This window comes from Peptoniphilus harei (assembly GCF_900454685.1).
Taxonomy (GTDB): Bacteria; Bacillota; Clostridia; order Tissierellales; family Peptoniphilaceae; genus Peptoniphilus_A; species Peptoniphilus_A harei.
In genome coordinates this window covers 125905-149462 of the sequence record NZ_UATM01000032.1, presented here as the reverse complement: position 1 = coordinate 149462, position 23558 = coordinate 125905, and the positions used below count along the sequence as shown (strand labels likewise).

Annotated in this window: 24 protein-coding genes, 1 tRNA gene and 1 other RNA gene; 19 read left to right on the top strand and 7 right to left on the bottom strand. The window is 36.6% G+C overall.

Translation table 11 applies throughout. The features are described from left to right. The first annotated feature begins 18 nt into the window (after positions 1 to 18). From DRZ96_RS02170 to DRZ96_RS02140, 7 genes are read left to right on the top strand one after another with little or no spacing between them, the layout of a single operon-like run. Entirely contained in the window at positions 19 to 1926 is a 1908-nt protein-coding gene (locus tag DRZ96_RS02170) for a V-type ATP synthase subunit I (RefSeq protein ID WP_112890562.1), read from the top strand. 14 nt (positions 1927 to 1940) lie between these two features. After that, complete coding sequence (locus DRZ96_RS02165; RefSeq protein ID WP_005953789.1) at positions 1941 to 2360, top strand: ATP synthase subunit C; 420 nt, start codon at positions 1941 to 1943, stop codon at positions 2358 to 2360. Then, the gene (locus DRZ96_RS02160) at positions 2360 to 2674 is read left to right on the top strand and encodes a V-type ATP synthase subunit F (RefSeq protein ID WP_070700784.1); all 315 of its coding nucleotides are present in this window, start codon (positions 2360 to 2362) and stop codon (positions 2672 to 2674) included. The genes DRZ96_RS02165 and DRZ96_RS02160 overlap by 1 nt, the downstream gene beginning before the upstream one ends. Continuing rightward, positions 2675 to 3316, top strand: a complete 642-nt coding sequence (locus tag DRZ96_RS02155; protein ID WP_112889400.1) for a nucleoporin Nup88 family protein — start codon at positions 2675 to 2677, stop codon at positions 3314 to 3316. Further along, positions 3297 to 5069: a V-type ATP synthase subunit A gene (locus tag DRZ96_RS02150; protein ID WP_112889399.1), complete on the top strand. Its 1773-nt coding sequence runs from the start codon at positions 3297 to 3299 to the stop codon at positions 5067 to 5069. Before DRZ96_RS02155 ends, DRZ96_RS02150 begins: the two co-directional genes overlap by 20 nt. Beyond that, entirely contained in the window at positions 5066 to 6457 is a 1392-nt protein-coding gene (locus DRZ96_RS02145) for a V-type ATP synthase subunit B (RefSeq protein WP_112889398.1), read from the top strand. Before DRZ96_RS02150 ends, DRZ96_RS02145 begins: the two co-directional genes overlap by 4 nt. After that, positions 6447 to 7073: a V-type ATP synthase subunit D gene (locus DRZ96_RS02140; protein WP_112889397.1), complete on the top strand. Its 627-nt coding sequence runs from the start codon at positions 6447 to 6449 to the stop codon at positions 7071 to 7073. Before DRZ96_RS02145 ends, DRZ96_RS02140 begins: the two co-directional genes overlap by 11 nt. 81 nt (positions 7074 to 7154) lie before the next feature. On the opposite strand, the gene DRZ96_RS02135 is transcribed toward DRZ96_RS02140, so the two are convergent. Beyond that, positions 7155 to 8285, bottom strand: coding sequence for an aspartate-alanine antiporter-like transporter (locus DRZ96_RS02135; RefSeq protein WP_112889396.1), 1131 nt, complete (start codon positions 8283 to 8285; stop codon positions 7155 to 7157). Between the two features lie 414 nt (positions 8286 to 8699). On the opposite strand from DRZ96_RS02135, the gene DRZ96_RS02130 reads away from it, so the two are divergent. Genes DRZ96_RS02130 through DRZ96_RS02120 form a run of 3 tightly spaced genes read left to right on the top strand, consistent with a single transcriptional unit; the run spans position 8700 to position 10506 of the window. Next, a complete protein-coding gene (locus DRZ96_RS02130) occupies positions 8700 to 9059 on the top strand; it encodes a GntR family transcriptional regulator (RefSeq protein ID WP_112889395.1) in 360 nt (119 codons plus the stop codon). Beyond that, a complete protein-coding gene (locus DRZ96_RS02125; protein WP_112889394.1) occupies positions 9056 to 9742 on the top strand; it encodes an ABC transporter ATP-binding protein in 687 nt (228 codons plus the stop codon). Before DRZ96_RS02130 ends, DRZ96_RS02125 begins: the two co-directional genes overlap by 4 nt. Then, positions 9742 to 10506 (top strand): hypothetical protein, encoded by a 765-nt coding sequence (locus tag DRZ96_RS02120; protein ID WP_112889393.1) that lies wholly within the window; start codon positions 9742 to 9744, stop codon positions 10504 to 10506. The genes DRZ96_RS02125 and DRZ96_RS02120 overlap by 1 nt, the downstream gene beginning before the upstream one ends. Before the next feature lie 960 nt (positions 10507 to 11466). On the opposite strand, the gene DRZ96_RS02115 is transcribed toward DRZ96_RS02120, so the two are convergent. Genes DRZ96_RS02115 through DRZ96_RS02100 form a run of 4 tightly spaced genes read right to left on the bottom strand, consistent with a single transcriptional unit; the run spans position 11467 to position 15887 of the window. Then, the gene (locus DRZ96_RS02115) at positions 11467 to 13203 is read right to left on the bottom strand and encodes an NADH-dependent [FeFe] hydrogenase, group A6 (RefSeq protein ID WP_112889392.1); all 1737 of its coding nucleotides are present in this window, start codon (positions 13201 to 13203) and stop codon (positions 11467 to 11469) included. A gap of 9 nt (positions 13204 to 13212) precedes the next feature. Next, a complete protein-coding gene (locus tag DRZ96_RS02110) occupies positions 13213 to 14982 on the bottom strand; it encodes an NADH-ubiquinone oxidoreductase-F iron-sulfur binding region domain-containing protein (protein WP_112889391.1) in 1770 nt (589 codons plus the stop codon). Then, a complete protein-coding gene (locus DRZ96_RS02105) occupies positions 14975 to 15364 on the bottom strand; it encodes a hypothetical protein (protein WP_070701777.1) in 390 nt (129 codons plus the stop codon). Before DRZ96_RS02105 ends, DRZ96_RS02110 begins: the two co-directional genes overlap by 8 nt. 16 nt (positions 15365 to 15380) lie before the next feature. After that, positions 15381 to 15887 (bottom strand): NADH-quinone oxidoreductase subunit NuoE family protein, encoded by a 507-nt coding sequence (locus DRZ96_RS02100; RefSeq protein ID WP_112889390.1) that lies wholly within the window; start codon positions 15885 to 15887, stop codon positions 15381 to 15383. A gap of 205 nt (positions 15888 to 16092) precedes the next feature. Between DRZ96_RS02100 and ispE the strand changes: the two genes are divergently transcribed. Next, on the top strand, positions 16093 to 16938 hold the full coding sequence (gene ispE, locus DRZ96_RS02095; protein WP_112889389.1) for a 4-(cytidine 5'-diphospho)-2-C-methyl-D-erythritol kinase: 846 nt from the start codon (positions 16093 to 16095) through the stop codon (positions 16936 to 16938). Beyond that, positions 16925 to 17650 carry a hypothetical protein gene (locus tag DRZ96_RS02090; protein WP_112889388.1) on the top strand — a complete coding sequence of 242 codons (726 nt, stop codon included), beginning with the start codon at positions 16925 to 16927 and terminating at the stop codon, positions 17648 to 17650. Before ispE ends, DRZ96_RS02090 begins: the two co-directional genes overlap by 14 nt. Positions 17651 to 17682: 32 nt before the next feature. On the opposite strand, the gene ffs is transcribed toward DRZ96_RS02090, so the two are convergent. Together ffs and DRZ96_RS02080 are read right to left on the bottom strand one after the other, a co-directional pair. Beyond that, positions 17683 to 17947, bottom strand: an RNA gene (ffs, locus tag DRZ96_RS02085) — signal recognition particle sRNA large type. Positions 17948 to 17950: 3 nt separating this feature from the next. Further along, a tRNA-Ser gene (locus DRZ96_RS02080) sits at positions 17951 to 18040 on the bottom strand. Positions 18041 to 18099: 59 nt separating this feature from the next. Here DRZ96_RS02080 and DRZ96_RS02075 point away from each other — a divergent pair. From DRZ96_RS02075 to DRZ96_RS02045, 7 genes are read left to right on the top strand one after another with little or no spacing between them, the layout of a single operon-like run. Then, on the top strand, positions 18100 to 19080 hold the full coding sequence (locus DRZ96_RS02075; RefSeq protein ID WP_112889387.1) for a biotin--[acetyl-CoA-carboxylase] ligase: 981 nt from the start codon (positions 18100 to 18102) through the stop codon (positions 19078 to 19080). Between the two features lie 58 nt (positions 19081 to 19138). Then, on the top strand, positions 19139 to 20491 hold the full coding sequence (locus DRZ96_RS02070; protein WP_112889386.1) for an aminotransferase class I/II-fold pyridoxal phosphate-dependent enzyme: 1353 nt from the start codon (positions 19139 to 19141) through the stop codon (positions 20489 to 20491). After that, a complete protein-coding gene (gene tmk / locus DRZ96_RS02065; protein WP_112889385.1) occupies positions 20488 to 21096 on the top strand; it encodes a dTMP kinase in 609 nt (202 codons plus the stop codon). Before DRZ96_RS02070 ends, tmk begins: the two co-directional genes overlap by 4 nt. Continuing rightward, positions 21093 to 21419 (top strand): cyclic-di-AMP receptor, encoded by a 327-nt coding sequence (locus tag DRZ96_RS02060; RefSeq protein WP_112889384.1) that lies wholly within the window; start codon positions 21093 to 21095, stop codon positions 21417 to 21419. The genes tmk and DRZ96_RS02060 overlap by 4 nt, the downstream gene beginning before the upstream one ends. 8 nt (positions 21420 to 21427) lie before the next feature. After that, complete coding sequence (locus DRZ96_RS02055) at positions 21428 to 21712, top strand: cyclic-di-AMP receptor (RefSeq protein ID WP_070701793.1); 285 nt, start codon at positions 21428 to 21430, stop codon at positions 21710 to 21712. Beyond that, complete coding sequence (locus DRZ96_RS02050; RefSeq protein WP_112889383.1) at positions 21712 to 22650, top strand: DNA polymerase III subunit; 939 nt, start codon at positions 21712 to 21714, stop codon at positions 22648 to 22650. Before DRZ96_RS02055 ends, DRZ96_RS02050 begins: the two co-directional genes overlap by 1 nt. Continuing rightward, positions 22647 to 23540, top strand: coding sequence for a PSP1 domain-containing protein (locus DRZ96_RS02045; RefSeq protein WP_112889382.1), 894 nt, complete (start codon positions 22647 to 22649; stop codon positions 23538 to 23540). The genes DRZ96_RS02050 and DRZ96_RS02045 overlap by 4 nt, the downstream gene beginning before the upstream one ends. The last annotated feature ends 18 nt before the right edge of the window (positions 23541 to 23558 follow it).

The following is a 23558-nucleotide window of genomic DNA, read 5'->3' as shown; positions in this document are numbered from 1 at the left end:
ATGAAGGTCGCCAATATAATGGGCGATATTCAAGATATGGATTCCATCATTTTGGATATTTTAAATTTGAAATGTATGCAATTTATGTCTGCTGAGACAAATATTGAAGAGAACAAGTTTGTCTTCAGTCTAGATGATGAAAAGAATCTAGAAAAGAACCTAGAGAGAAATCTTGAGCTTAATTATATTGAACCTATTGAAGAAGATGAGTCCCACAAGGTCAGTGCAAAAAAAGCAGAAGAAATCATGGAATTTCTTGGCATTGACAAAATTGAGGACAAGTATTTTGAAAAAATTGATGTAAATGAAGATGTGGATTCCTTTGTCAAAAATATAAGTAAAAAAATGGACGAGTATGAAAATACAAAGGAAAGCCTAAAGATTTTAGACACCCTAAAGGAAAACTATGAACTTTTTAAAAATGTTGATATAGATCTTAAGGATATTGCTGACTTAAAATATTTTAACACTAGGTTTGGCTTCCTAGACAAGGATGCCAGGGCTAGACTAAAGAAAAATTATGGAAATATCCTCGCTATGATTTATCACACAGGAACAGTTGACAATAGGGAACTTTTCCTTGTTATATATCCAAAGGAAACTGAAAAGGATATTAACAGGGTCCTAAATAGTCTAAACTTCACAGAAGTTGACCTTCTTGGCGAAAATGTTGAAGGTACTGCTAGCTTAATTTTCAAGAATCTTGAAGAAGAGGAAGAAAATGTAAAGAGAAAGATTTTTGAAATTGAGGAATATAAGAAAAATCTTTTAGAATCCATGAATGAAGAGCTAAGGACAAGCCTTGCCCACATGCTCTCTTATGAAGAAATTGAAAAAGCAAAGAAATATATGCTTAGGTCAAATAAGTATTTTTATCTTTCAGGTTGGATTGGAGTTAGCGATACAAAAAAATTAGAAGAAAAGCTATCTAAGTACGAGGATATTGATATTGAATACTTTGATCCTAAGGAAGGAAGTAAGAAGACACCTACAAAGCTTAAAAATGCAAATTTTTTCAAGCCCTTTGAGCTATTAATTAACATGTATGGCACTCCAGCATATGGGGAGTTTGACCCAACAGTGATTTTTGGAATTACCTACATGATTCTTTTTGGTGCAATGTTTGGCGACTTAGGTCAAGGGGCAGTATTTGCAGTTGCTGGACTAATCTTAGCTAAGAAGAACAAGGACTTTGGTGGACTTCTACTTAGAATGGGAGCCTCTTCAATGTTCTTTGGTTTAATGTATGGGTCAGTCTTTGGCTTGGAAGAGATTATTCCTGCTATTTGGTTTAGACCCTTTGAAGACATCAATGGCACACTTGTAACGGCCATTTACTTCGGCATTATTTTACTTGCCATAGCCTATGGTATTGGTATTTACAATAGATTAAAAAGTGGTAGACCTGATGAAGCCTTCTTTGCAAAGGAAGGATTCTTGGGAGTCCTAATTTTTATAGCCATGATCAATATAGGTATTTCCGTAATGGGAGGATCTGCTCCTCTTCCTAAGAATATTTCTATAGGAATTTTACTTGGATCTCTTGTGATCATGCTATTAAAGAGGCCTATTCTTAAGCTTTTATTTAAGAAAGAGCCAGAAGAATCTGCTTCAGACTATTATATTGAGTCCTCCTTTGGACTCTTGGAAGCCCTTCTCTCTACCATGTCTTCAATTATTTCTTTTATAAGGGTTGGTGCCTTTGCAATAAACCACGTTGGTTTGTTCCTGGCCTTTAAAACTCTTGGGGAAATGCTTGGTTCAAGGGGAGGAAATATTGCAGTCTTAATTTTCGGCAATATCCTAATCCTTGGTCTAGAAGGTCTTATTGTATTTATTCAATCTCTTAGACTTGAGTATTATGAAATGTTTAGTAAGTATTATAGTGGTGACGGCGAATTATTTAAAGCCGACAAAGTTTATTGATAAGGAGTTTAATAATGGAAAAAATAATTATTTTAGGAGTTTTAACAGTATTTTCAATGGTAGTTTCAGGTTTTTATTTTATTTATAAGGGAACAGACAAAAACAGAAAATTTGCCCGTGCCTTTATGAAATTAAACCTATTTGTTTTTGCACCAGTTTTTGTATTTGGTCTTATTTCTCTAGTTCCACAAATGGCATCAGCTGCAGCTGCTCCAACAGGTGGAAACGGACTAGGCTTCTTAGCAGCAGGTCTTTCAACAGGTCTTGCTTCACTAGGTGCTGGGGTTGCCGTTTCTAATGTAGGTTCTGCAGCAATTGGAGCTGTATCAGAAGATCCTAACATTCTTGGTAAATCAATGATTTATCTAGGACTTGCAGAAGGTATTGCTATTTATGGTCTTATCATTTCAATTATGATTCTTGGAAGACTATAATGAGATCAATTCTTTTAACATCAAATGACGATATTATTAACGGCCTTCGCCTAGCTGGCGTAAGGTCTGTTAAATGTAATAACAGATCTGAACTTTTAAAAAATTTTAAGTCTTACACCAAGGAAGAGGACATTGGAATAATTATCCTAACTTATTCTTCTTTTAAGGAAATAAAAGAGGAGGTCCTAGACTTTAAATTATCTGGCGACCTTCCCCTAGTGGTAACTATCCCAGACCTCGACGGCAAGATGGAAGATGACTTTATTTTAAAATACGTCAGAGAATCTGTTGGTGTGAAAGCTGTAGGTGATTAAATGATTTTACTTGAAAACAAAATTGCCATATTCAACAAAATTGTTTTTCTAAAGCAAAAAGAAGAGTGTGAAAGAAGAATAAAGGAAGAAGGAGAAAAGGCAGCAAAGATCCTTGAAGAAAAGCTAAAGTCTCTTGAAGAAGACGAAAAGGCCTTTGTTGATAGGAGGGTCAATCTTGCCAAGAGAAGGGGATATGAACTTATTGCCTCTGTTGAAGAACAAAAGAGGGTCCTATTTCTTGAAGAAGATGAAAAGCTACTAAATGAACTTCTTGAAACCCTTTCAGAAAAACTCTTAGAATTTACAAAGACAGATGAATATGTAGAAAAAGAAGTTGAAAGCTTTAGAGATATTTTAGATGAAATAGATGAAGAGGCTATCTACCTTTATGTAAAAGATGATGAGAAAAAAGAATTAGTGGACAAGTTTAAGGAAATTGCAGAGGAAAAAGGAGTTGAACTTAAGATTGACCAGCTATATGAATACCACCTTGGTGGTTTCATTGTGTCTGATATCAACAAAACTTACAACATCAACCTTTCTCTAAAGAATAAACTTGACGACATGAAATATGAAATTGGATCAATGCTACATGAAAGACTAAAGGAAAGGGGTGAAGTCATTGGAAAGAGCGAAGATTAAATCAGTTGACGGACCTGTTGTAATTGGCAAAAACATGGCTGACTACAAGATTAGAGAGATGGTCCTAGTTGGTGAGAAAAAATTAATTGGAGAAGTTATTTCTATTGACGGAGACCTAGGCACTGTTCAAGTTTATGAAGAAACCGAAGGCCTAAGACGTGACGAAGATATTATCTCAACAGGAGCACCACTTTCTGTAAAGCTTGGACCTGGGATGATAAGAGGTATCTTCGATGGTATAGAGAGACCACTTGAATCTATAAAAAAGGAACACGGGTCTTTTATGCCAGAAGGTATTGGACTTATTTCTCTTGATGAAGAAAAATTATGGGATGTAAGTTTCAAGGTAAAACTTCACGACAAAGTTCATGGAGGACAAATTTTTGCTGAAGTTCCTGAAACAGATATCATCACTCACAAGGTTATGATTCCTCCAGATGTGTCTGGTGAAGTTGTAAAAATTCTTGATGATGGCAAATACAATATAGAGACAGTCCTCTTAAAGGTTAAGGACGAATTTGGAAAGATAAATGAAGTTAAGATGTACCAAAACTGGCCAGTAAGAATTCCAAGACCAGTTAAGGAAAGACTTCCCATTGACAAGTTACTTGTAACTGGTCAAAGAGTCTTCGATGTTTTCTTTCCAATTGCCAAGGGTGGAACTACTGCTGTTCCAGGAGGATTTGGTACTGGAAAGACAATGACTCAGCACCAAATTGCCAAGTATTGTGACGCCGACATCATTATCTACATTGGTTGTGGTGAACGTGGTAACGAAATGACAGAAGTTTTGGAAGACTTCCCACAACTAATTGACCCTAACACTGGCAAGGCACTAATGGATAGGACAATCCTTATTGCCAACACTTCTAACATGCCAGTAGCTGCCCGTGAAGCATCAATTTACACTGGTGTAACTATGGCAGAATACTTTAGGGACATGGGCTATCACGTTGCCCTAATGGGTGACTCAACTTCTCGTTGGGCAGAAGCTCTTCGTGAAATTTCTGGTCGTCTAGAAGAAATGCCAGCCGAAGAAGGTTACCCTGCTTATCTTCCATCAAGAATTGCAGGTTTCTATGAAAGGGCAGGTTATGTAAATACCCTTTCAGGAGCTGAAGGATCTGTAACTCTTATTGGTGCAGTCTCTCCAGCAGGTGGTGACTTCTCTGAACCAGTTACAGAAAACACAAAGAGGTTTGTCAATGTATTCTTGGCACTTGACAAGGAACTAGCCTACTCAAGGCACTATCCAGCTATAAACTGGATGAACTCTTACTCAGGTTACATCCCACTTCTTAAAAACTATTACGACATGAGACTTGATGGGGACTTGCCAGACCTAAGAATTAAATATCTTGACCTTCTTCACAAGGAAGCCAAGTTAAATGAAATAGTTATGCTTGTTGGTGAAGACGTCCTTCCCGACGAAGAAAGACTTGTCCTTGAAATTTGTCGTGTCGTAAAAGTTGGATTCTTACAACAAAATGCCTTTAACCCAATTGACACCTTTGTGCCACTTGAAAAGCAATTTGAAATGTTAAAGACTATAGACAATTTATACGAAAGAGGAAAGGAAGCATTAAAGCTAAAGATTCCTATTTCTGTAATTAAGAACAACAAACTTTATGGAAAAGTAATCAACATGAAGTACGATATAGAAAACGAAAACTTAAAGAAATTTGTGAGCTTGAACAATGAAATTAACGACTTTTATGTAGAGCTTGCCTCAACTTATGGTGATGTAGAATGAAAAAAGAATATTTAACACTTGATAGAATTGAAGGATCCCTACTAGAACTTTCAAATCTTCACAGAGTTAGCTATGGTGAAGTTGTAAAAATTATCTCAAAAGACGGCAAGAGATCTGAAATTGGTCAAGTTATAAAAATCGATGAAGACAGGGCAATTGTCCAAGTATTTGGCAACAACCTTGGCGTATCAACAAAAAATACAAAGGTAGAATTCTCTGCCCACCCTTTTGAAATACCACTTTCATCAGATATCTTGGGAAGGGTATTTAATGGTACAGCAGTCCCAATTGACAAGGGAGGTGCCATTTATTCAAAGGATGTTTACAACATAAATGGTAGACCAATTAACCCATCAGCAAGAGAATACCCAAGGAACTTTATCCAAACAGGTATCTCTTCTATAGATGGACTAATGACCCTTATCAGGGGACAAAAACTTCCAATTTTTTCAGGATCAGGACTTCCTCACAACGAAGTTGCTGCCCAAATTGTAAGACAAGCTAAGATTGCAGACGAGGGCGGAGAAAATAACTTTGCCATTGTCTTTGCTGCAATTGGCGTAAAGCACGATGAAGCTGACTTCTTTAGGGAAAGTTTTAAAAATTCTGGTGTAATCGACAAGGTTGTTATGTATATCAACTATGCTGATGACCCAATTATGGAAAGACTTATTGCACCTAAGTGTGCCCTTACTGCAGCAGAGTACCTTGCCTTTGAAAAGAACATGCAAGTTCTTGTAATTATGACAGATATAACATCCTATGCAGAAGCCCTAAGAGAAGTTTCATCTTCAAGAGAAGAAGTTCCATCAAGAAAGGGCTATCCAGGTCACCTTTATTCAGACCTTGCAGCTCTTTATGAAAGGGCAGGTATGATTAAGGATAGCGACGGATCTGTAACTCTTATCCCAATTTTGACAATGCCTAATGATGATATCACCCACCCGATCCCTGACCTTACAGGTTACATCACTGAAGGTCAAATTGTAGTAAGTCGTGACTTATTCTCCAAGGGAGTTTATCCACCAATTGATGTCCTTCCTTCACTGTCAAGACTTATGAAGGACGGCATTGGAGAAGGTTATACAAGAGAAGATCATCCAGACCTATCATCACAACTTTTTGCATCCTACTCAAAGGTACAGGAAACTAGGGCCCTCGCCCAAATTATTGGTGAAGATGATATATCAGATGACGAAAAATTAATTTTAAAATTTGGCGAAGAGTTTGAAAAGAGATTCTTAACTCAAGACCAAAATGAAAATAGAGACATTGAAGAAACCCTAGATTTAGGTTGGGAACTGCTAAAGATTCTTCCAAGTCAAATGATTGATAGAATTGATCCTAAGTTAAAAGAAAAACATCTAGGTGATAAGAATGGCGATTAAGGTAACACCTACTAAGGCAAATTTAATTGCATCAAAAAATGCCCTCGTCCTTGCTGAGAAGGGTTATGACCTTCTTGACAAGAAGAGGACAGTCCTTATAAAGGAAATGATGGACTTAAATAAAAATGCCAAGGCCTTACAGGATGAAATAGAAGAAAAGTTTGATAAGTCTTACTCTGAACTTGTAATGGCAACTATATCTATGGGAGCCTTGTCCCTAAAAGATATGGGAGAGTCAGCTCCACTAGAAAAGGACTACGAAATTATTTCACGTTCAGTTATGGGGCTAGAGCTTCCAAAAATAAAATATGAAAAGCCCAGTGCTAGGGCAGACTATTCCCTCCACCAATCTAATGCAGCCTTTGACAGGGCAAAGATAAATATTTCAGAAATTCTTCCTGTCATCTATGAGCTTGCCGAGATAGAAACTTCTGTCTTTAGGCTTGCCAATGAAATAAAAAAGACTGCCAAGAGAGCCAATGCCCTTGACAAGATTCAAATACCTAAGTACAAAAGTATTATTAGAGAGATCGAAGAAATTTTGGCGGAAAAAGAAAGAGAAGACTTCTTTAGACTTAAGAAGGTAAAAAATAAAAAGAATAGAAAAGTAGAATAAAATAAATAAGATAATAAAAAAATCCCAAGTTGAAAATAAATTCAGCTTGGGATTTTTTTGTGTCTTTATAATTTTTTAATATTAACTCACTGGGAAGAAGATGTTAATTATCTGTGGCAAGAATACCATCATAACTGTTGCAGTTGGTTGTGTGGCTGCATAGAACGATGAAACCTTGTCGTCCCCATTAGTAACTTGGAGTAAAGCTCCAAGAGATGGGGCAGAAGTCATTGATCCAGTTGTGGCACCAAGGGCTGCAAAAAGTGGTAGCTTGAAGACCTTGTAAGAAACAAAAAGTGAAATAAGTGCAGGCACAAGTGTTAAGATAACTCCTGCAAAAAATAATTTTATTCCATATTGACTTACAACTTCAACAAAACCTGTTCCTGCACTAACGCCTGACTCTAATAAGAAGAAGGCAAGACCAAGGTCACGAACAAGAGAAAGTCTCTCGTTAGAAACAACTAAGTTAATCCTGCCAAGTATTCCATAGTGACCAAGTACAAGACCAGCGATTAAAGCGCCACCACCTGCTCCAAGTGAAAGGCTTACGCTTCCTATAGGAATCTTAATTGAACCAAGTAGGATGCCAAGAGTTGAAGCAAGAGCTACTGGAAAGAGTCCATTTTTTTCAAAATTAATTAAATTTCCAACATCCTTTTTATTTAGATTTGGATTGTCTTTTGGTAAAACTAATTTATTAATTTCTTCATCAACATCGACCTTTAAAATTTTTGGCATAAGTTGAACAATAAGTACAACGCCAACAACACCGAAGGCATAAGCAATTCCATAGCCAACACCAGGTAAGCTTGATGTAGTAAGACTCTTTACTGTACCAAGCATTGATGTTGAAGTCATGGCTCCAGTTGCAAGTCCCATTGATAGGGCTAGATCAATGTCAAAGAACTTAGATACTAATACAATTAAAATCCCTCCAATAGCAACTGTGATAAAAGAAATTGCCAAAAAGGAAAGTCCATTCTTCTTGATGTTTGCCATAAAACTTGGACCTGCCATTAGACCAATAGGTGCAAGGAAAAGCACAAGGCCAATCTTAGCCAAGAACTTTGGAACAGTAAAGCCAAAGTGACCAAAGAAGAGGGCCACAATTAAAATTGCCGATGCACCAAATTTTATTCCAAAAAAGTTAACATGACCAAGGGCGTAACCCAAGACCATTATCAAAAATATGATTAATAATTCATTCATATAATACCTCCTTATAATTCTTCCCTAGGTTTTTTATGATAGCACTATAAAAATTCGAAGTAAAGGAAGTTGGTAGAATTAAAAAGCCTCTATGAACCTATGAAAAATGAAAAGATTTTCACAAAAATTTTAAAATCTCTAGGTTTACAAGTTTAGCTTAAGAAAAACAATATACTTTATAAATTTAAAAATTTTTAATAAAAAGTCTTGCAAAAATAAAAAAGCTTGTATATAATAACTATTGTACTAAGGAGTTGATACAACAATACAAAAAGTATCTTGCACTTTATTAAAAATTTTTAAAGAAATAAGAAATTGAGATTGAATATGAAATTAAAAATTTACTTAATATAAAAGAGATGAGGACTTTTAAATAAAAAATTATTCAAAAGTGGATCTAAAAAGGAGGTAAATATGGAATTTGATAACAACAGACCCATCTACATCCAGCTCCTTGAAGATTTTAAATTAAAGATTTCAAGCGGAGAGTGGAAAAGTGGAGAGAAGATGGAAACTGTTAGAAACCTTGCCCAAGCCTATGGGGTCAACCCCAACACAGTCCAAAGGGCCTTGCAGGAACTTGAGAGAGAGGGCCTTGCCAAGTCAAATAGGACTAGCGGCAGATTTATAACAGATGACGAAGAACTAATAGAAGAAATTGCAAAGGGTGCCTTTTATAGGTCCTGCGACGATTTAATATTAGTTGCAGAAGAACTCAAGATGACAAAGGAAAAATCACTGGAACTTTTAGATAAATATTGGAGGGAAGTATGAGCAAGCTAGAGATAAAAAATTTAAATATGGGCTACAAGAATAAGGTCCTTGACGACCTAAACCTAGAACTTGATAAGGGACAAATTGTGGGCCTAGTTGGCCCCAACGGGGCAGGTAAGTCAACCCTACTTAGGATCCTTGCAGGTCTAGAAAAAACCTACAAGGGAAGTGTAATCATAGATGGAGAAGAAATTTCTTACAAGACAGCAGAAATTTTATCCTACCAACCAGATAAGTTTTCTCTTAGCGACAAACTTTCAGTAAAGGAAGTTGTGAGAACTTACAAGAAATTCTTCAAGGACTTTGACGAAGATAAATTTTATAGGATTTACGAAGAATTTAAACTTCCTCAAGGAGCCAAGGTCAAGGAAATGAGTAAAGGTATGAGGGAAAAAATGCAAATTGCCCTAAGTCTTTCAAGAAGGGCAGAGATCTTCCTCTTAGACGAACCCATTTCTGGAGTTGATCCTTCAGCGAGAAAGGCCATAATCCAAACTATTTTAGATAATTTTGAAGAAGACTCTCTAATTATTTTATCCACTCATTTAATAAATCAAATTGAGCCACTCCTTGATAGGGTCCTCTTCCTTTCAGAAGGCAAGATTACCCTCAACAAGACAGTAGATGAAATAAGAAGTGAAGAAAATATGAGTATAGAAGACTACTTTACGGAGGTATTTTAATGGGAAAATTACTTGGACATCAAATAAGAAATCACTTTAAAAATAATTGGTTTATTCCAGTCTTGCCAGTAGCCCTAATTATTTTTGGATTATTATTTTCAAATGTTAATCATTCAATTGGAGACAGTGCATTTGTTTTAGGCATGATGGCGCTAATGTTTGGTTACATGGCAGCAGCTATAACAGTTATAGTTGGCGACTACAATATGTTCTTTGGCGACAGTGCCTTATTTTATGAATCAACACCAATAAGTCCTTCAGCAAAAACTTTTTCAAGATTTTTATATTATCTTATAATGTTTATTATCTATTCAATTTATGTAGGATTAATTTGTTTCCTATTTATGTTTGTTCCATCTGTTGATGGTGGAGTAATATATATAACTTGGGCAGATATAAATGAGCTAATAAATGAAGTTGGAATAAGAAACATATTAGTGCTTGTTGCTTGGGTTCTAATGTTTTTATTTAACAACATCATTGGAATAATCTTCGCAGTGACATTTGGCGGTGGAAAAAAATTTAGAAGATTTGGATTTGGTGGACCAGTCCTTGTTTATATAGGACTAGGAATGATAGAAGGAGCAGTTCTATATGGCTTAGATAAATTAGACTTATTTACTAATATTGAACTCTTCCTAAATAATGGAGATGTGTTTATGAGGGGGATGGGAATAGGAATACTAATTCCAATGCTTTTAGAAACAATAGCCTTGTTTATTGGGGTTTATTATATGCATAAGAGTAGGATTTCAGTAAGCTGAGGGAGTAAAAGCTTCGCTTTTAGAATCAATATTTAAGATTTGATCTTTAATTAATCTTTTGTAAAGCTGAGCTTTACGAATCAATATTGGAGGGGCTTAGGGGCATCGTGAGGCCCCTTGCCCCTCCAAGCCACCCCCTTCACCCCACGTACGTTGAGTCCAAAAAAATCGGTCATGCTAAATTTTCAAAACTCATTCGCTTCGCGAATTCAAACAGTTGAAAATTTTTAACGCATAACCAATTTTTTTGCTCATTATATGCACTTTATCAGCTCACGGTTTAAACCTAAAGTTGATTTTAGTTATAAAGTTATAAAAATTTGTAACTTTACAACTAATTATTAAGTCATAGTTTCTTTATGAATCATGAAAAGCTGTAAAGTTATAATTAAATAGAAAGTTGTAAAAATATAAAGCTTAATCGATACTGATTAAGCTTTTTTTGATGCAAAACTTAATTTGGATAGTTAGGTTGGTTAAAGTAACTTAAGATAAATTCTAATCTGTGTAATGGTAAAACTGTGAACTAAAGGTGAAAAACCCCGTAAGGCAAGTCAGCCGTAAAAAATTCAATGTGCTTGAGCAATTTATTGCTCAGCCGATGAACCTTACAGCGAAAAGGAGCGAAGCGAACTTTGAGTTGATTAGGTTCACGCGAAGCTCGCAAATAAAAAATAGAGTCAGATATTCTCTGACTCTATTGATAAATTTTTTTAAGTTTGTAAAAGTTTGTAGCGAGCAAGTTTTGAATTTTTAGGATGGCTGCCGCTCGGGGTTGCTGGCAAAGGCCCCTGCCAGGTCGTTGGGGGTGTTAAGGGGAGGTTTGGAGGGGACAAGGGCGAATCGAAACGCCCTAAGTCCCCTCCAATAGATAAATAGTAAAGCTTAGCTTTACAAAAAATTCTTAAAGAAAACTCTTTATAAGATTTATAAAAGCGAAGCTTTTAAAATACTTTTCCCCTAAATCTTTTCTCTAGCTTGATATTTTGTATGAAGCAAGTTATGGGCTCTTTCTCCATAAGGTCTTCCCAAGTAGTCTTTATATATTTTCTTAATCATTGGGTTTTCGTGAGCCTTTCTTATTTCTTTATTTTTATCTATTTCATAAAGGGCTCTTTGTCTCTTAAGTAAGACTTCTTCCTTGCCGTGGTGGTAAGGTTGGCCGCCTCCGCCAATACATCCACCTGGACAAGCCATTATTTCTATGGCATCAAAATTATAAGTTCCATCTTTTATACCATCAAGAAGTCTTCTTGCGTTGCCAAGTCCATGGGCGATTCCAACTCTTAGGTGCATATCGCCAATAGCAACTTCTGCTGACCTTATGCCCTTTAGGCCTCTTAGTTCTTGGAATTCAATTTTTTCTAACTCTTCTCCAGTTAGCCATTCTGATGCAGTTCTTATTGCTGCTTCGATTACGCCACCTGTTGTTCCAAATATTGTTCCTGCTCCAGAGGATTCTCCCATGATTTGGTCAAATTCTCCCTCTTCAAGTCCTTCAAAGTCAATTCCATATAAGTTTATCATCCTGCCAAGTTCTCTTGTTGAAAGGACATAGTCTACGTCCTTCATATCATTAGACCCAAGTTCAGCCCTGTCTGCTTCTGCCTTCTTGGCAGTACAAGGCATAACTGAAACCATAACAATGTCCTTGGCAGGTATGCCAGTTTTTTCTGCGTAATAGGTCTTTACCATTGACCCCATCATCATTTGTGGTGACTTACATGATGATGGAATATCTAACATGTCTGGATAATTCATTTCTATAAACCTAACCCAGGCTGGACAGCAAGATGTTAAGATTGGCATAGTCTTATCATTTTGAATCCTATCAACTAGCTCACTGGCTTCTTCCATAACTGTTAAATCTGCTGAAAAGTCTGTGTCGAAAACTGTATCGAAGCCGAGTTTTCTCAAGGCTGTAACTAGTTTACCTGTCGTAACCTGACCTGGTTCCATGCCAAAGAGTTCTCCTATGGCAACTCTTATTGATGGGGCAACTTGGACTACAAGGTGCTTTCTTGGATTTTTAATTTCTTTAAAGACTCTTGCAGTTGCATCAACTTCTACAATTGCTCCAGTTGGGCAAACTGCCACACATTGGCCACAGAAGGTACAAGACGAATCAGCCAGTGGAAGATTAAAGGCAGGGGAGACTATGGCGTCAAAGCCACGGTTTAGTCCACCAAGAGTTCCCACAGTTTGAACTTCGTTACACATAGTTTCACATCTTCTGCACATAATACATTTGTTGGGATTCCTGTAAATTGAATCTGATGATGAGTCCACCTTGTGACCTGCCTTGTCACCCTTGTAGGCGATTTCTCTTATGCCCATTTTTTCTGCTAGTGCTTGAAGCTCACAATTTAAATTTTTAGGACAGACCAAGCAGTCCTTTGGGTGGTTGGAAAGAAGAAGTTCCAAATTTATTCTTCTTGCTTCAACTGCCTTTACAGTGTCAGTTTTTATTACCATGCCCTCAGTTATTTCTTCGGAACAGGCAGTACAAAGTTTTGGCCTGCCAATAACTTCTACCATACAAATCCTGCATGATGAAGGCATATTTTCATAATTAAAGTTGGGAAGCTTCATATGACAAAGAGTAGGGATTTCAATACCCACTTCCTTTGCCGCTTCTAGGATGGTGCTTCCTTCCTTAACTTGTAATTTTTTATCATTTATCACACAATTAATCATTATTCATCCCTACCTTCCCATGGCTATAGCATTAACTGGACAAGCCTTGGCACAAGTTCCACAAGCTATACATTTTTCCTTGTCAATCTCGTGTTTTTCTTTTACTTCGCCACTTATGCACTTAACTGGACAAAGTCCTGCACACTTGTGACAGCCAACGCACTTATCCTTATCAATTTTATAAAATTTTTTCATTTCACGTCTTGCATATTTTAAGTATTCGTCTGGGAAGTACCTCATTGTAGATAGGATTGGGTTTGGTGCAGTTTGACCAAGTCCACAAGCTGCTGAGTTAATTATGTTGTGGCAGAGGTCTTCGATTTTTTGGAGGTCTTCTTCTGAACCTTTGTTGTCCAAAAGTTTTTCCAACATTTCTAATAGCCTCTTAGTTCCAATCCTACAAGGAGTACACTTGCCACAAGACTCGTCTTGGGTAAATTCTAGGTAGAATTTGGCTATGTCCACCATGTCATTGTCTTCGTCCATGACTATAAGTCCACCAGAACCCATCATGGCACCAATTTCCTTTAGGTTTTCGTAGTCAATTGGAGTGTCGATATTTTCCTTGGTAATCATACCACCAGAAGGTCCACCAATTTGAACGGCCTTAAATTTTTTGCCATTTGGTATTCCTCCGCCAATGTCGTAGACAATTTCTCTTATAGTAATTCCCATAGGTACTTCAACAAGTCCAACATTGTTGACCTTGCCTGCTAGGGCAAAGACCTTTGTTCCCTTGGACTTTTCTGTACCCATGGAGGCAAACCACTCTGGTCCTCTTAAGATAATTTGTGGAATATTGGCATAGGTTTCTACGTTATTAACTGTAGTTGGTTTTCCCATATAACCCTTAACTGAAGGGAAGGGTGGCTTTCTTGTTGGTTCTCCTCTTTTTCCTTCAACTGAGTGGATAAGAGCAGTTTCTTCGCCACATACAAAGGCGCCAGCCCCGTATCTTATTTCTATATCAAAATCAAAGCCAGAATTAAAAATATTTCTTCCTAAAAAGCCATACTTTCTTGCCTGACCAATAGCTGTCTTTAGCCTGTGGATGGCAAGAGGATATTCTGCTCTTATATAAATAACACCGTGGTTTGCACCAGTTGCATAACCACCAATAGTCATGGCTTCGATAATGGAATTTGGGTCACCTTCAAGTATGGACCTATCCATAAAGGCTCCCGGGTCACCCTCGTCGGCGTTACAGAAAATATATTTTTCGTCGCCAGGACTCATGTAGGTATTTTGCCACTTGATGCCAGTAGGGAATCCGCCGCCACCACGGCCACGAAGGCCTGATGCCTTAATGACGTCAATTACATCTTGGGGGCTCATTTCTGTTAAAACTTTGAAAAGAGCTTGGTAACCGTCATAGGATATGTAGTCGTAAATATTTTCTGGATCAATCTTGCCGCAATTTTTTAAAGCAAGACGAGTTTGCTTGCCGTAGAAGTTCATGTCACGTTGGTTGTAGATAACTTCATTATTCTTTGGATTCCTGTATAAAAGTCTCTTAACAGGTCTTCCGTGAATAATGTGATCAGCCACAATTTCGTTTACGTCCTCTGGGCTGACGTGAGTGTAGAAGACATTGTCAGGTTCCACCTTGACAATAGGTCCCTCTCCACAAAAGCCAAAGCAACCAGTTATTATTGCTTCAACGTCATTAATCTTATAGTCTTCTAAGGCCTTGTCAAAATTTTCTTTTATAAGGTCACTTCTTGCAGACACGCAACCAGTTCCCTTGCAAATTAGTATTTGTAATCTCAAGTTATTCATGGTCCACCTCTTTATCATAGTTGTGGGCTTGATCTTTTATTGATGCAATGTGGTCGATAAAGTCCTTAATATCAGCGAGGTCTAAAGTATTAGACTTTATATTAGTCCTAACCCTAAAGGAAATTTCTATATTAAAATTCTCCTTTTGGTCTGGGTCATCTTGAAATAAAAATTTACAATTTCTCATTCCCTTGTCCCTCACAAAGGACTTGAGCTCGTCAAAAAGATTTTCTATCTCCGCATATTTTTCTTTTTCATTTCCCCTAATAAAGATTTCTATAACATCATCGTCAGACATGTTTCCTATGTCACGGAGAATGGTCTTGTGATGCCTAGATTCTTTTATTTCCAGAAGTTTTTCTAAGGAATCTATTTTTGCCATAATAATCTCCTCTTTCCTATTTTTTTGCTTCTTCTAACTCTTGCCTGTGGACCTTTATAATTTCCTTTACGTCTTGGGGCTTAACATGGCCGTAAATTTTGTCGTTTACTCTTACAACAGGACCAATCCCGCAGGCACCAAGACACCTAATGGAGTTGACATTGAAGAGGCCATCTTGACTTAGTCCATCTTCATCAACCTTTAGTTGGTCCTTAAAGGCATCTAAGAGAGTCTTGCTGTCATCAACAAAGCAAGCAGTACCTAGGCAGACGTCCACCTTAAAGGCTCCAACTTTCTTTTCACTAAAGAAGGAGTAAAAAGTTACAATGCCGTTGATCCTAGATGCTGGCAGGTCAGTTAGCCTAGCAATATAAATTTGGAGTTCCTTTGGAAGGTAGCCAAAAATATCTTGGGCGTAGTGGAGTATACTTATAATATTGTTTTCCTTGTCGTCAAAAGTATCTATGTAGTCCTTTAAACTTTTTAAAAGGGCTTCATCTAAACCTAAGGTCTTAAGATCCATAAATATCACCTCTTACTTTATTGTAATACAAGGAAAATGTTTTAGCAAAGAAATGGAAGAGATTTTTAAAAAATTTATCATAACTTTATGAAAATATTTTTATTTTATAATATTAAAGTCCTTATTTAATTTTTAGAAGGAATAATAAATTTCTATATAGATGAAAAAATATTCTCAATGAATTATAATTATTTAGAGGTGTTTTATGATTACGAAGAAAGCCCATGCAAAGTTAAACTTATCTCTCGACGTGACAGGCAAGAGAGAAAATGCTTACCATGACATAAAAACTTTAATGGTGATGACAGACCTTTATGATGAGATGAAATTTTCTAAAAGCGATAAAGTTGAAATTCTTGGTGATTTTGATTTTGATATGAAAGAAAATTTTATTTACAAGGCCTACCTTGTCCTAAGAGATTTTGTAGGAAAAGATCTTCCCTTTAAGGTTGAAATAGAAAAAAATATCCCCCTGGCAGCTGGACTTGCAGGAGGGACATCTAATGGAGCTGGGACTTTTTACGCCTTAAATGAATTGTACGATTTAAAAATTCCAAAAAAAGATTTGATAAAATTATCCTCAAACCTTGGAGCAGACTTCACCTATATGATGACGGGAGGGACCAAGCTTGCTTCTGGTATTGGAGAAATTCTCGAAAAAGTGAAGCCAATAGAACTTGACAATGTCCTAATAGTTAATCCTGGCTATGGAGTGTCTACCAAGGATGTCTATGAAAAAATCAAAATAGATGATAGGAGAATAGATTTTGATGAAGTCCTTCAAGGTCTTTATGATTTAGATATAAAAAGACTAAATGAAGTCTTAGAAAATAAAATGGAAGAAGTGGTTTTTGAAAGTCACAAGGACCTTTTAGACATAAAAAATAAGATGAGGGACTTTAATTCTGCTCCTCTTATGAGTGGGAGTGGGGCAACAATTTTTGGAATTTTTGAAAATAAAAATGACTTAGAAGATGCCTACAGGCACTTCAAAAAAACTTATGACAAGACCTATAAGTTGAGAGTGGGTGAGGAAGATGGCAGTTTTTGATACAGGTCCAGGAATTGTTGGACTTTACGAAGTCCACAGGGACTACTTAAACTATTATGTTGATGATAAATTTGAATATTATGGCCTCTATAGGCGAGAAGTGGTCGACGATAGGATAAAATTTTTGGAGAAGTCCTTTAAGAAGGCAAAAAAAATAATAGTTATGGACTTCGATGCCATTAACTATTTTAAAAATTCATCAAGAGCCTTTTATGGTCAAGATGCCCTAAAGAAAAAGCTAAAGAATAAAAAAATCCTCTGCCTTGGGTCAAAATTAACTTGTAAAGAAGGAGCTTTAAAAAACTTTACAGACTCTCCAGTAGATTATCTAGATGTTCCACTTTTGATAAATGGAGCCAATGATGGAATAGCTGATGACATAATGAAGATGATCTCTGACGAATACTTCAAGGATTTTGATTTTTCAAAGTATAATATGATTTTTCTTGCCTCAAGTGGTCTTCATTTGAAGAAGGACTTTTTCATAAATTATTTTGCAAAAAAAGTTTTGGAAATAGAAATTTATTCCAATGTTGATGGGATTTTAGAAGACTATACCTATAAGAAGGAAAATTATATAAGGGATTATTTTTATGTAACTGAGTCCAAGAGGGCCTTTTACTCTAGGGCTGAAAAGTATTTAAGGGAAAAAGGAATTCTAAAAGAGAGAGAACTCTTAAATGTTTCTAGACTTTTTAAAAAAGGGCAATAAAAAAAGTCCCATTACTGGGACTAAATATGTAGCCATGCACCCAAAGTCGAAAGTTAATCTCACACGTTACCCTTACAGTTAGCTCAGATTAGGCGACCCATGCGGCACACAAAAGGTCTTGCTTAGTGCTGCTTCGATCAAAATCTGACACGGTTCACAAGTTTCTGTTGCGCAGGACCCAATCATCAACACCACTTATAAGGGGCAGACTGCAAAATTAAAATCCTCTAATGGGAATTCAGCCCTGCTGTAGCGAATCGCAGGTACAGGACATCGCTAATTTCCCGCTTAGCATGGCGATGGCGGAGAGAGGGGGATTCGAACCCCCGATACACTTTCGTGTATACTCGCTTTCCAGGCGGGCTCCTTCAACCTCTCGGACATCTCTCCACGGCCTAGAAACTTATTGTACAGTAGAAAATAAATAATGTCAAGAATAAGGTGATAAATTGAAAACTAAGGATATAGTATTAAAAGAATTAGAAAGAAATAGGGCTTCCTATATTTCTGGTCAAGAATTGGCAGAAAAATTAAATATTTCAAGAACTGCCATTTGGAAGGCGATTAACAATTTAAAAGAAGAAGGCTTTCAAATAGAATCTCAAACAAAACTTGGATATAAGCTCATAGAAAGCGACGACAAACTTTCTGATGAGGGAATAAGAAAGGGACTAAGAGAAGAGTTAAAGGACATAGATATTATAGTCTTTGATGAAATTGACTCAACAAATACAGAGGCCAAGAGAAAGCTTTACTCTCAAGATGTCAAAGATTTTACAGTAATAGTTTCTGACATGCAAAAGGGTGGCAGGGGAAGAACGGGCAAGTCCTTCGCATCTCCTAAGGGAAGTGGAGTTTACTTTAGCATAGTTCTTCATCCAAAGGACTTCTTTGACTTTTCATACTTTGATTTGATTACAGTTAAGGCTGCCGTTTCTGTTGCCCAGGGAATTAAAGAAGCAACGGGCGAGCAAGCAGAAATAAAGTGGGTCAATGATTTATTTATTAATGGTAAGAAAATTTGTGGAATCCTATCAGAGCTTGATGCAGACTTTGAGTCAAGAAGTGTAAAATCAGTTATTGTTGGAATTGGAATAAATGTAAATGAGCCAAAAGACGACAGCTTCAAGGACTTAAAAGATATTGCTGGTTATATTGGAACAGATGTAATTAGAAATGAAATTCTATCATCCATCTTAAATGCCTTTTATGAAAATAATTATAATAGGTCCGACGAAGAAATTATAGATTACTACAAGACTCATTCACTTGTTATCGGCAAGGACTTGACCTTTGAATTAAACGGCAAGAAGTACTCTGCTGTGGGCTACGATATTAATGAAAAGGGCAACCTAATCGTCGACACAGGAGAAGAGAAAATCACCCTTTCCAGTGGAGAAGTTTCCATAAAGGGGAACTTTTATAAATAGGTCCCAACTTTTAAAGTCCTCCAAATTATAGTATAATTAAGAGAAGTTAGGAGAAGAGATGAAGAGGCCTTTAAGTGAAAAGATAAATGAAGTAAAAAATAAAATATCCTTTGGGATGCCAGGTCACAAGGGAAAAGACTTTTTTGACTTGGACATAAAAAGAGATTTGACAGAAATTTATGGAACAGACAACTTGTTAAATCCATCTTGGGTAATAGATGACCTCCATAAGGAAATTAGCAAGGTCTTTGGCTCAAGGGAATCCTTTATGACAACAAATGGGTCCACAGGAGCCCTTCACATTGCCATTGCCATGGCTACTAGACCAGGGGATAAGGTTTTGATACAGAGAAACACCCACAAGTCTATTTACAATGGCCTTTTACTTAATGACCTGGACCCAGTTTATCTAAATACAATTTATGACAAGGACCGTGCCATGTATTTTGGCATTGATTTAGATGAACTTAGAGAAAAAATAGAGAAAAATAAAATCACAGCCTGCGTTTTGGTTTCTCCAAATTATTTTGGTGGAATCTTAAAGCTAAAAGAAATTATTGAAATCTTACATGAAAAAGATATTCCAGTAATTGTTGACGAGGCTCACGGAGCCCATCTTTATTTTTCGGACTTGAAGAAATATTCGGCCTTAGATGCAGGTGCTGACCTTGTTATAAATTCAACCCACAAGATGATCCCATCTCTTACTCAAGCTGCCCTTATTCACAGGGGTACAGATAGGTTTTCTCATGAAGATCTTTTAAAGTATATAAATATTTATAACACAACTTCCCCATCTTACTTAGTCATGCTCTCAATTGAAGCAGGTCTTGCTTACATGGATAGGGAAGGAAGAAGTGAATTAAAAAAAAGAACTGAGGAAATAAAAAATCTTAAAGATGCAATAAATTATGACCTAGATTTGAGCCACCAGTCTATAATTGCCAATGACCCCATGAAGTTTTTATTTAGGATAGCTGGCATGACTGGAGAAGAAGTGGTTGAAGATTTTATTTTAAATAAGGACATAAGGCTTGAAATGGGAGACCTTTACTATGCCCTGGGGATTGTTTCTCCTATCAACACAAGTGAAGACCTAGAGACTTTAAGAGATGCAATTTTATCCTACGGAGATGGTCCTTATAAAAAAATTATTCCCCAAGACTTTCCCCTTCCAGAAAAGAGGCTCTTGCCAAAGGAGGCCTTCTTAAGTGAGGGAGAGAGAATATCTTATAAAGATGCAAAAGGCAGGATTTCAAAGGAAATTATTGGGGCCTACCCACCAGGAGTTCCCTTGGTGGCCTTTGGGGAAGTAATAACAGAAGAAATAATTGAGACAATAGATAAATTTTTAGATGAAGGAATAGAAGTCATTGGACTTTTAGGAGATATGATTGAGGTAGTTAGATGAGCGCTTTTATAACATTTGAAGGTCCAGATGGGTCTGGTAAGTCTACAATTTGCAACTTAGTATATGAAGAACTTTTAAAAAATAATATAAGGACTATAAAGACTAGGGAGCCAGGAGGAACTAGGATTTCAGAAAAAATTAGGGAAATTATCCTGGATAAGGACTTAAAAGAAATGGATATGAGGACAGAAGCCCTACTTTACTCTGCTTCAAGAGCTCAGCATACTTATGAAAAAATTATTCCTGCCTTAGAGGATGGGACCACAGTTCTCTGTGAGAGATATGTCCTATCGTCTCTAGCCTACCAAGGACATGCTAGGGGACAAAAACTAGAGGACATTAGGGCGATAAATGATTTTGCAACTGGTGGCAAGAAGCCAGACATAGTTTTTATATTTAGGACAAATAACTCTACCTTAACGAGGAAGGACCAAGCCTGCTACGACAGGTTAGAATGCGAAGGAGATGACTTCCACAAGAAGATAAGGGACTACTATAATAATTTAGAAAAAGAAGAAAATTATTATTTTATAGATGTGAATCAGACTATAGAAGAGGTCTTCGGCGACTGCATGAAGATTCTTAAAGAAAGGAAGATTTTGTGAAACTTGTAATCGCAATTGTCCAAGATGAGGACAGCGAAAATCTAATAAAAAATCTTAATGACAATAATTTTAAGGTTACTAAGATTAGTTCCACTGGTGGGTTTTTAAAGGCGGGAAATGTGACAATCCTTTCAGGTATAGAAGATGAAGAACTTGACAAGTTTATGCAAATACTTGAAGAAAACTCCAAGACTAGGGAGGTAAAGAGGACAATCCAACCAGTTAACATTCCTGGTCAAGCCATGATCCCAGTGCCTATAACAGTAAAGGTTGGGGGAGCCACAATTTTTGTAACTAATGTTGTAGATTTCAAGAGGTTTTAGGTGATATTATGAAAATGATGATTGCAATAGTCCAAGAAAAATATACTGATGGACTTATAGATAGATTTTTAGATGAAGACATTTATGTAACTAGACTTTCCTCAACTGGTGGTTTTTTCAAATCAGGAAATACTACCCTTCTCTTAGGTTGTAAGGAAGATGAAATTGATAGGATTTATGAAATCTTTAAAGAAGAAACAGAATCTGAAGATGTCCACATGGAAGAAGGGGACTTTAAGGTTTCTGGGGCTACAATTTTTGTAGTTGATTTGGAAGAGTCAAAGAGAATTTAATGTTTTTAGAGAATAGGTCCGTAATAAATAGCTTAGAGGGAGATCTTTTAAACAAGTCATATAGCCATGCCTATCTTTTTTCAGGCAGCAAGGGCATAGGTAAATTTTCCCATGCAAAAAACTTTGCCAGGTCCATCTTAAATGAAGATCCTGAAGGCATAAGATTTTTTAGTGGGATTGACGACTTTGAAGATGCAGACCTCTATGTGGTACAAAAGAAGGACACGATAAAAAAACAAGATATAGAAGAGATAATCGAAAATTCTTTTGCAAAACCCTTTTCTGGGAGTCACAAGATCGTTATTATTGATGACTTCGATAGGGTAACAGCTGAGGGACAAAATGCCCTCTTAAAGACCTTGGAAGAACCCATGGATTATTTGATCCTAATTTTAATTTCAAGCAACATGAGAAATATTCTTCCAACAATTATTTCAAGGTGTAGGATTTTAAAATTTCAAGACTTAACTCAAGATAGGATTGAAGAATTTTTGCTTTCTAGGAAGGTATCTCCTAGGAATGCCAAACTTTTTTCTAGACTATCCAATGGAGATGTGAGTCTTGCCATAAAATATTCTGAAGATCCTGAGCTCCTATCAAAAAGAGAAGATATAATAAATATGACTGATAGGGTAATAAGGCAGACAGAGTTTATTTTTGATGAAATGAAATTTTTTAAAGACAATAAAGATGATTTTAAGGAAATCTTAAATTTTATGATAGTCTGGTATCTGGACTTAGTTTATGTTAAGAGTGGGAGAGAGGACCTTGTTGTAAATATTGACAAGCTAGACATCTTGAAGCTCCAAGACTTGTCCATTGATAGGGCAGTTGAGTCCTACGATGCCCTTATTAATGCCCTGGGTCGCAAGGAAAAAAATGTGAATTTTGATTTAAATATAGAGAAGCTTTTAATAGATTTAGGGGGAATTAGATGATAGAAATAGCAGGAGTAAGGTTCAAGAGAACTGGAAAAATCTATTATTTTGATCCCATTGATATAGATTTAAATGTTGGAGATTATGTTATTGTTGAAACTGTGAGGGGCCTTGAGTTTGGAGCAGTTGAGCTTTTAAAAGAAGTGGACGAGGAGACAATCAAGGGAGAACTAAAACCTGTGATCCGCCTTGCAACTGACGAGGATAAAAATATCAATGTGGAAAATAGGAATAAGGCCAAGGAAGCAATAATAATTTGTGAGCAAAAGGTGGAAGAGCATGGACTTGATATGAAGTTAATTTCCTGTGAATATACCTTTGACAGGTCAAAATTATTGTTTTACTTCACAGCTGATGGAAGAGTAGACTTTAGGGAACTTGTAAGAGACCTGGCTTCAATCTTTAGGACTAGGATAGAGCTTAGACAAATTGGAGTACGTGATGAGGCCAAATATGTTGGTGGACTTGGATGTTGTGGCAGACCAACTTGCTGCTCAACTTTCTTAAGTGAGTTTTCGCCAGTTTCAATAAAGATGGCTAAGGACCAAAACCTAAGTCTTAACCCAACAAAAATTTCTGGAATTTGCGGCAGGCTTATGTGCTGTCTAAAATATGAGCAGGACGGCTACGAATGTATTAACAAGAGGATGCCAAGACCTGGTGAGATCGTAAGGACTGAAAGAGGAAAGGGAACAGTTGTATCGACTTATACAATACAAGAACTTGTAAAGGTTATGTTTGAAGTTGATGATGAAAAAGAAACTGTCTATATGGAACTTTCTGAAATCAAGAGGACTCGAGAGTTTAACAAGTCCTTTATAGATGGATCAAGAAACTTAAATGTAGAAGAGTACGATGAAAAAGAACTAGTGGAGTTAGAGAGGGATTAGGGATAGGATGAGGTCTTA

Bases quoted from the DNA above. Each gene is read 5' to 3' on its own strand.
- DRZ96_RS02170 (WP_112890562.1), top strand. From the start codon at position 19: ATGGGCGATATTCAAGATATGGATTCCATCATTTTGGATATTTTAAAT.
- DRZ96_RS02165 (WP_005953789.1), top strand. From the start codon at position 1,941: ATGGAAAAAATAATTATTTTAGGAGTTTTAACAGTATTTTCAATGGTA.
- DRZ96_RS02160 (WP_070700784.1), top strand. From the start codon at position 2,360: ATGAGATCAATTCTTTTAACATCAAATGACGATATTATTAACGGCCTT.
- DRZ96_RS02155 (WP_112889400.1), top strand. From the start codon at position 2,675: ATGATTTTACTTGAAAACAAAATTGCCATATTCAACAAAATTGTTTTT.
- DRZ96_RS02145 (WP_112889398.1), top strand. From the start codon at position 5,066: ATGAAAAAAGAATATTTAACACTTGATAGAATTGAAGGATCCCTACTA.
- DRZ96_RS02140 (WP_112889397.1), top strand. From the start codon at position 6,447: ATGGCGATTAAGGTAACACCTACTAAGGCAAATTTAATTGCATCAAAA.
- DRZ96_RS02135 (WP_112889396.1), bottom strand. From the start codon at position 8,285: ATGAATGAATTATTAATCATATTTTTGATAATGGTCTTGGGTTACGCC.
- DRZ96_RS02130 (WP_112889395.1), top strand. From the start codon at position 8,700: ATGGAATTTGATAACAACAGACCCATCTACATCCAGCTCCTTGAAGAT.
- DRZ96_RS02125 (WP_112889394.1), top strand. From the start codon at position 9,056: ATGAGCAAGCTAGAGATAAAAAATTTAAATATGGGCTACAAGAATAAG.
- DRZ96_RS02120 (WP_112889393.1), top strand. From the start codon at position 9,742: ATGGGAAAATTACTTGGACATCAAATAAGAAATCACTTTAAAAATAAT.
- DRZ96_RS02115 (WP_112889392.1), bottom strand. From the start codon at position 13,203: ATGATTAATTGTGTGATAAATGATAAAAAATTACAAGTTAAGGAAGGA.
- DRZ96_RS02110 (WP_112889391.1), bottom strand. From the start codon at position 14,982: ATGAATAACTTGAGATTACAAATACTAATTTGCAAGGGAACTGGTTGC.
- DRZ96_RS02105 (WP_070701777.1), bottom strand. From the start codon at position 15,364: ATGGCAAAAATAGATTCCTTAGAAAAACTTCTGGAAATAAAAGAATCT.
- DRZ96_RS02100 (WP_112889390.1), bottom strand. From the start codon at position 15,887: ATGGATCTTAAGACCTTAGGTTTAGATGAAGCCCTTTTAAAAAGTTTA.
- ispE (WP_112889389.1), top strand. From the start codon at position 16,093: ATGATTACGAAGAAAGCCCATGCAAAGTTAAACTTATCTCTCGACGTG.
- DRZ96_RS02090 (WP_112889388.1), top strand. From the start codon at position 16,925: ATGGCAGTTTTTGATACAGGTCCAGGAATTGTTGGACTTTACGAAGTC.
- DRZ96_RS02070 (WP_112889386.1), top strand. From the start codon at position 19,139: ATGAAGAGGCCTTTAAGTGAAAAGATAAATGAAGTAAAAAATAAAATA.
- tmk (WP_112889385.1), top strand. From the start codon at position 20,488: ATGAGCGCTTTTATAACATTTGAAGGTCCAGATGGGTCTGGTAAGTCT.
- DRZ96_RS02055 (WP_070701793.1), top strand. From the start codon at position 21,428: ATGAAAATGATGATTGCAATAGTCCAAGAAAAATATACTGATGGACTT.
- DRZ96_RS02050 (WP_112889383.1), top strand. From the start codon at position 21,712: ATGTTTTTAGAGAATAGGTCCGTAATAAATAGCTTAGAGGGAGATCTT.
- DRZ96_RS02045 (WP_112889382.1), top strand. From the start codon at position 22,647: ATGATAGAAATAGCAGGAGTAAGGTTCAAGAGAACTGGAAAAATCTAT.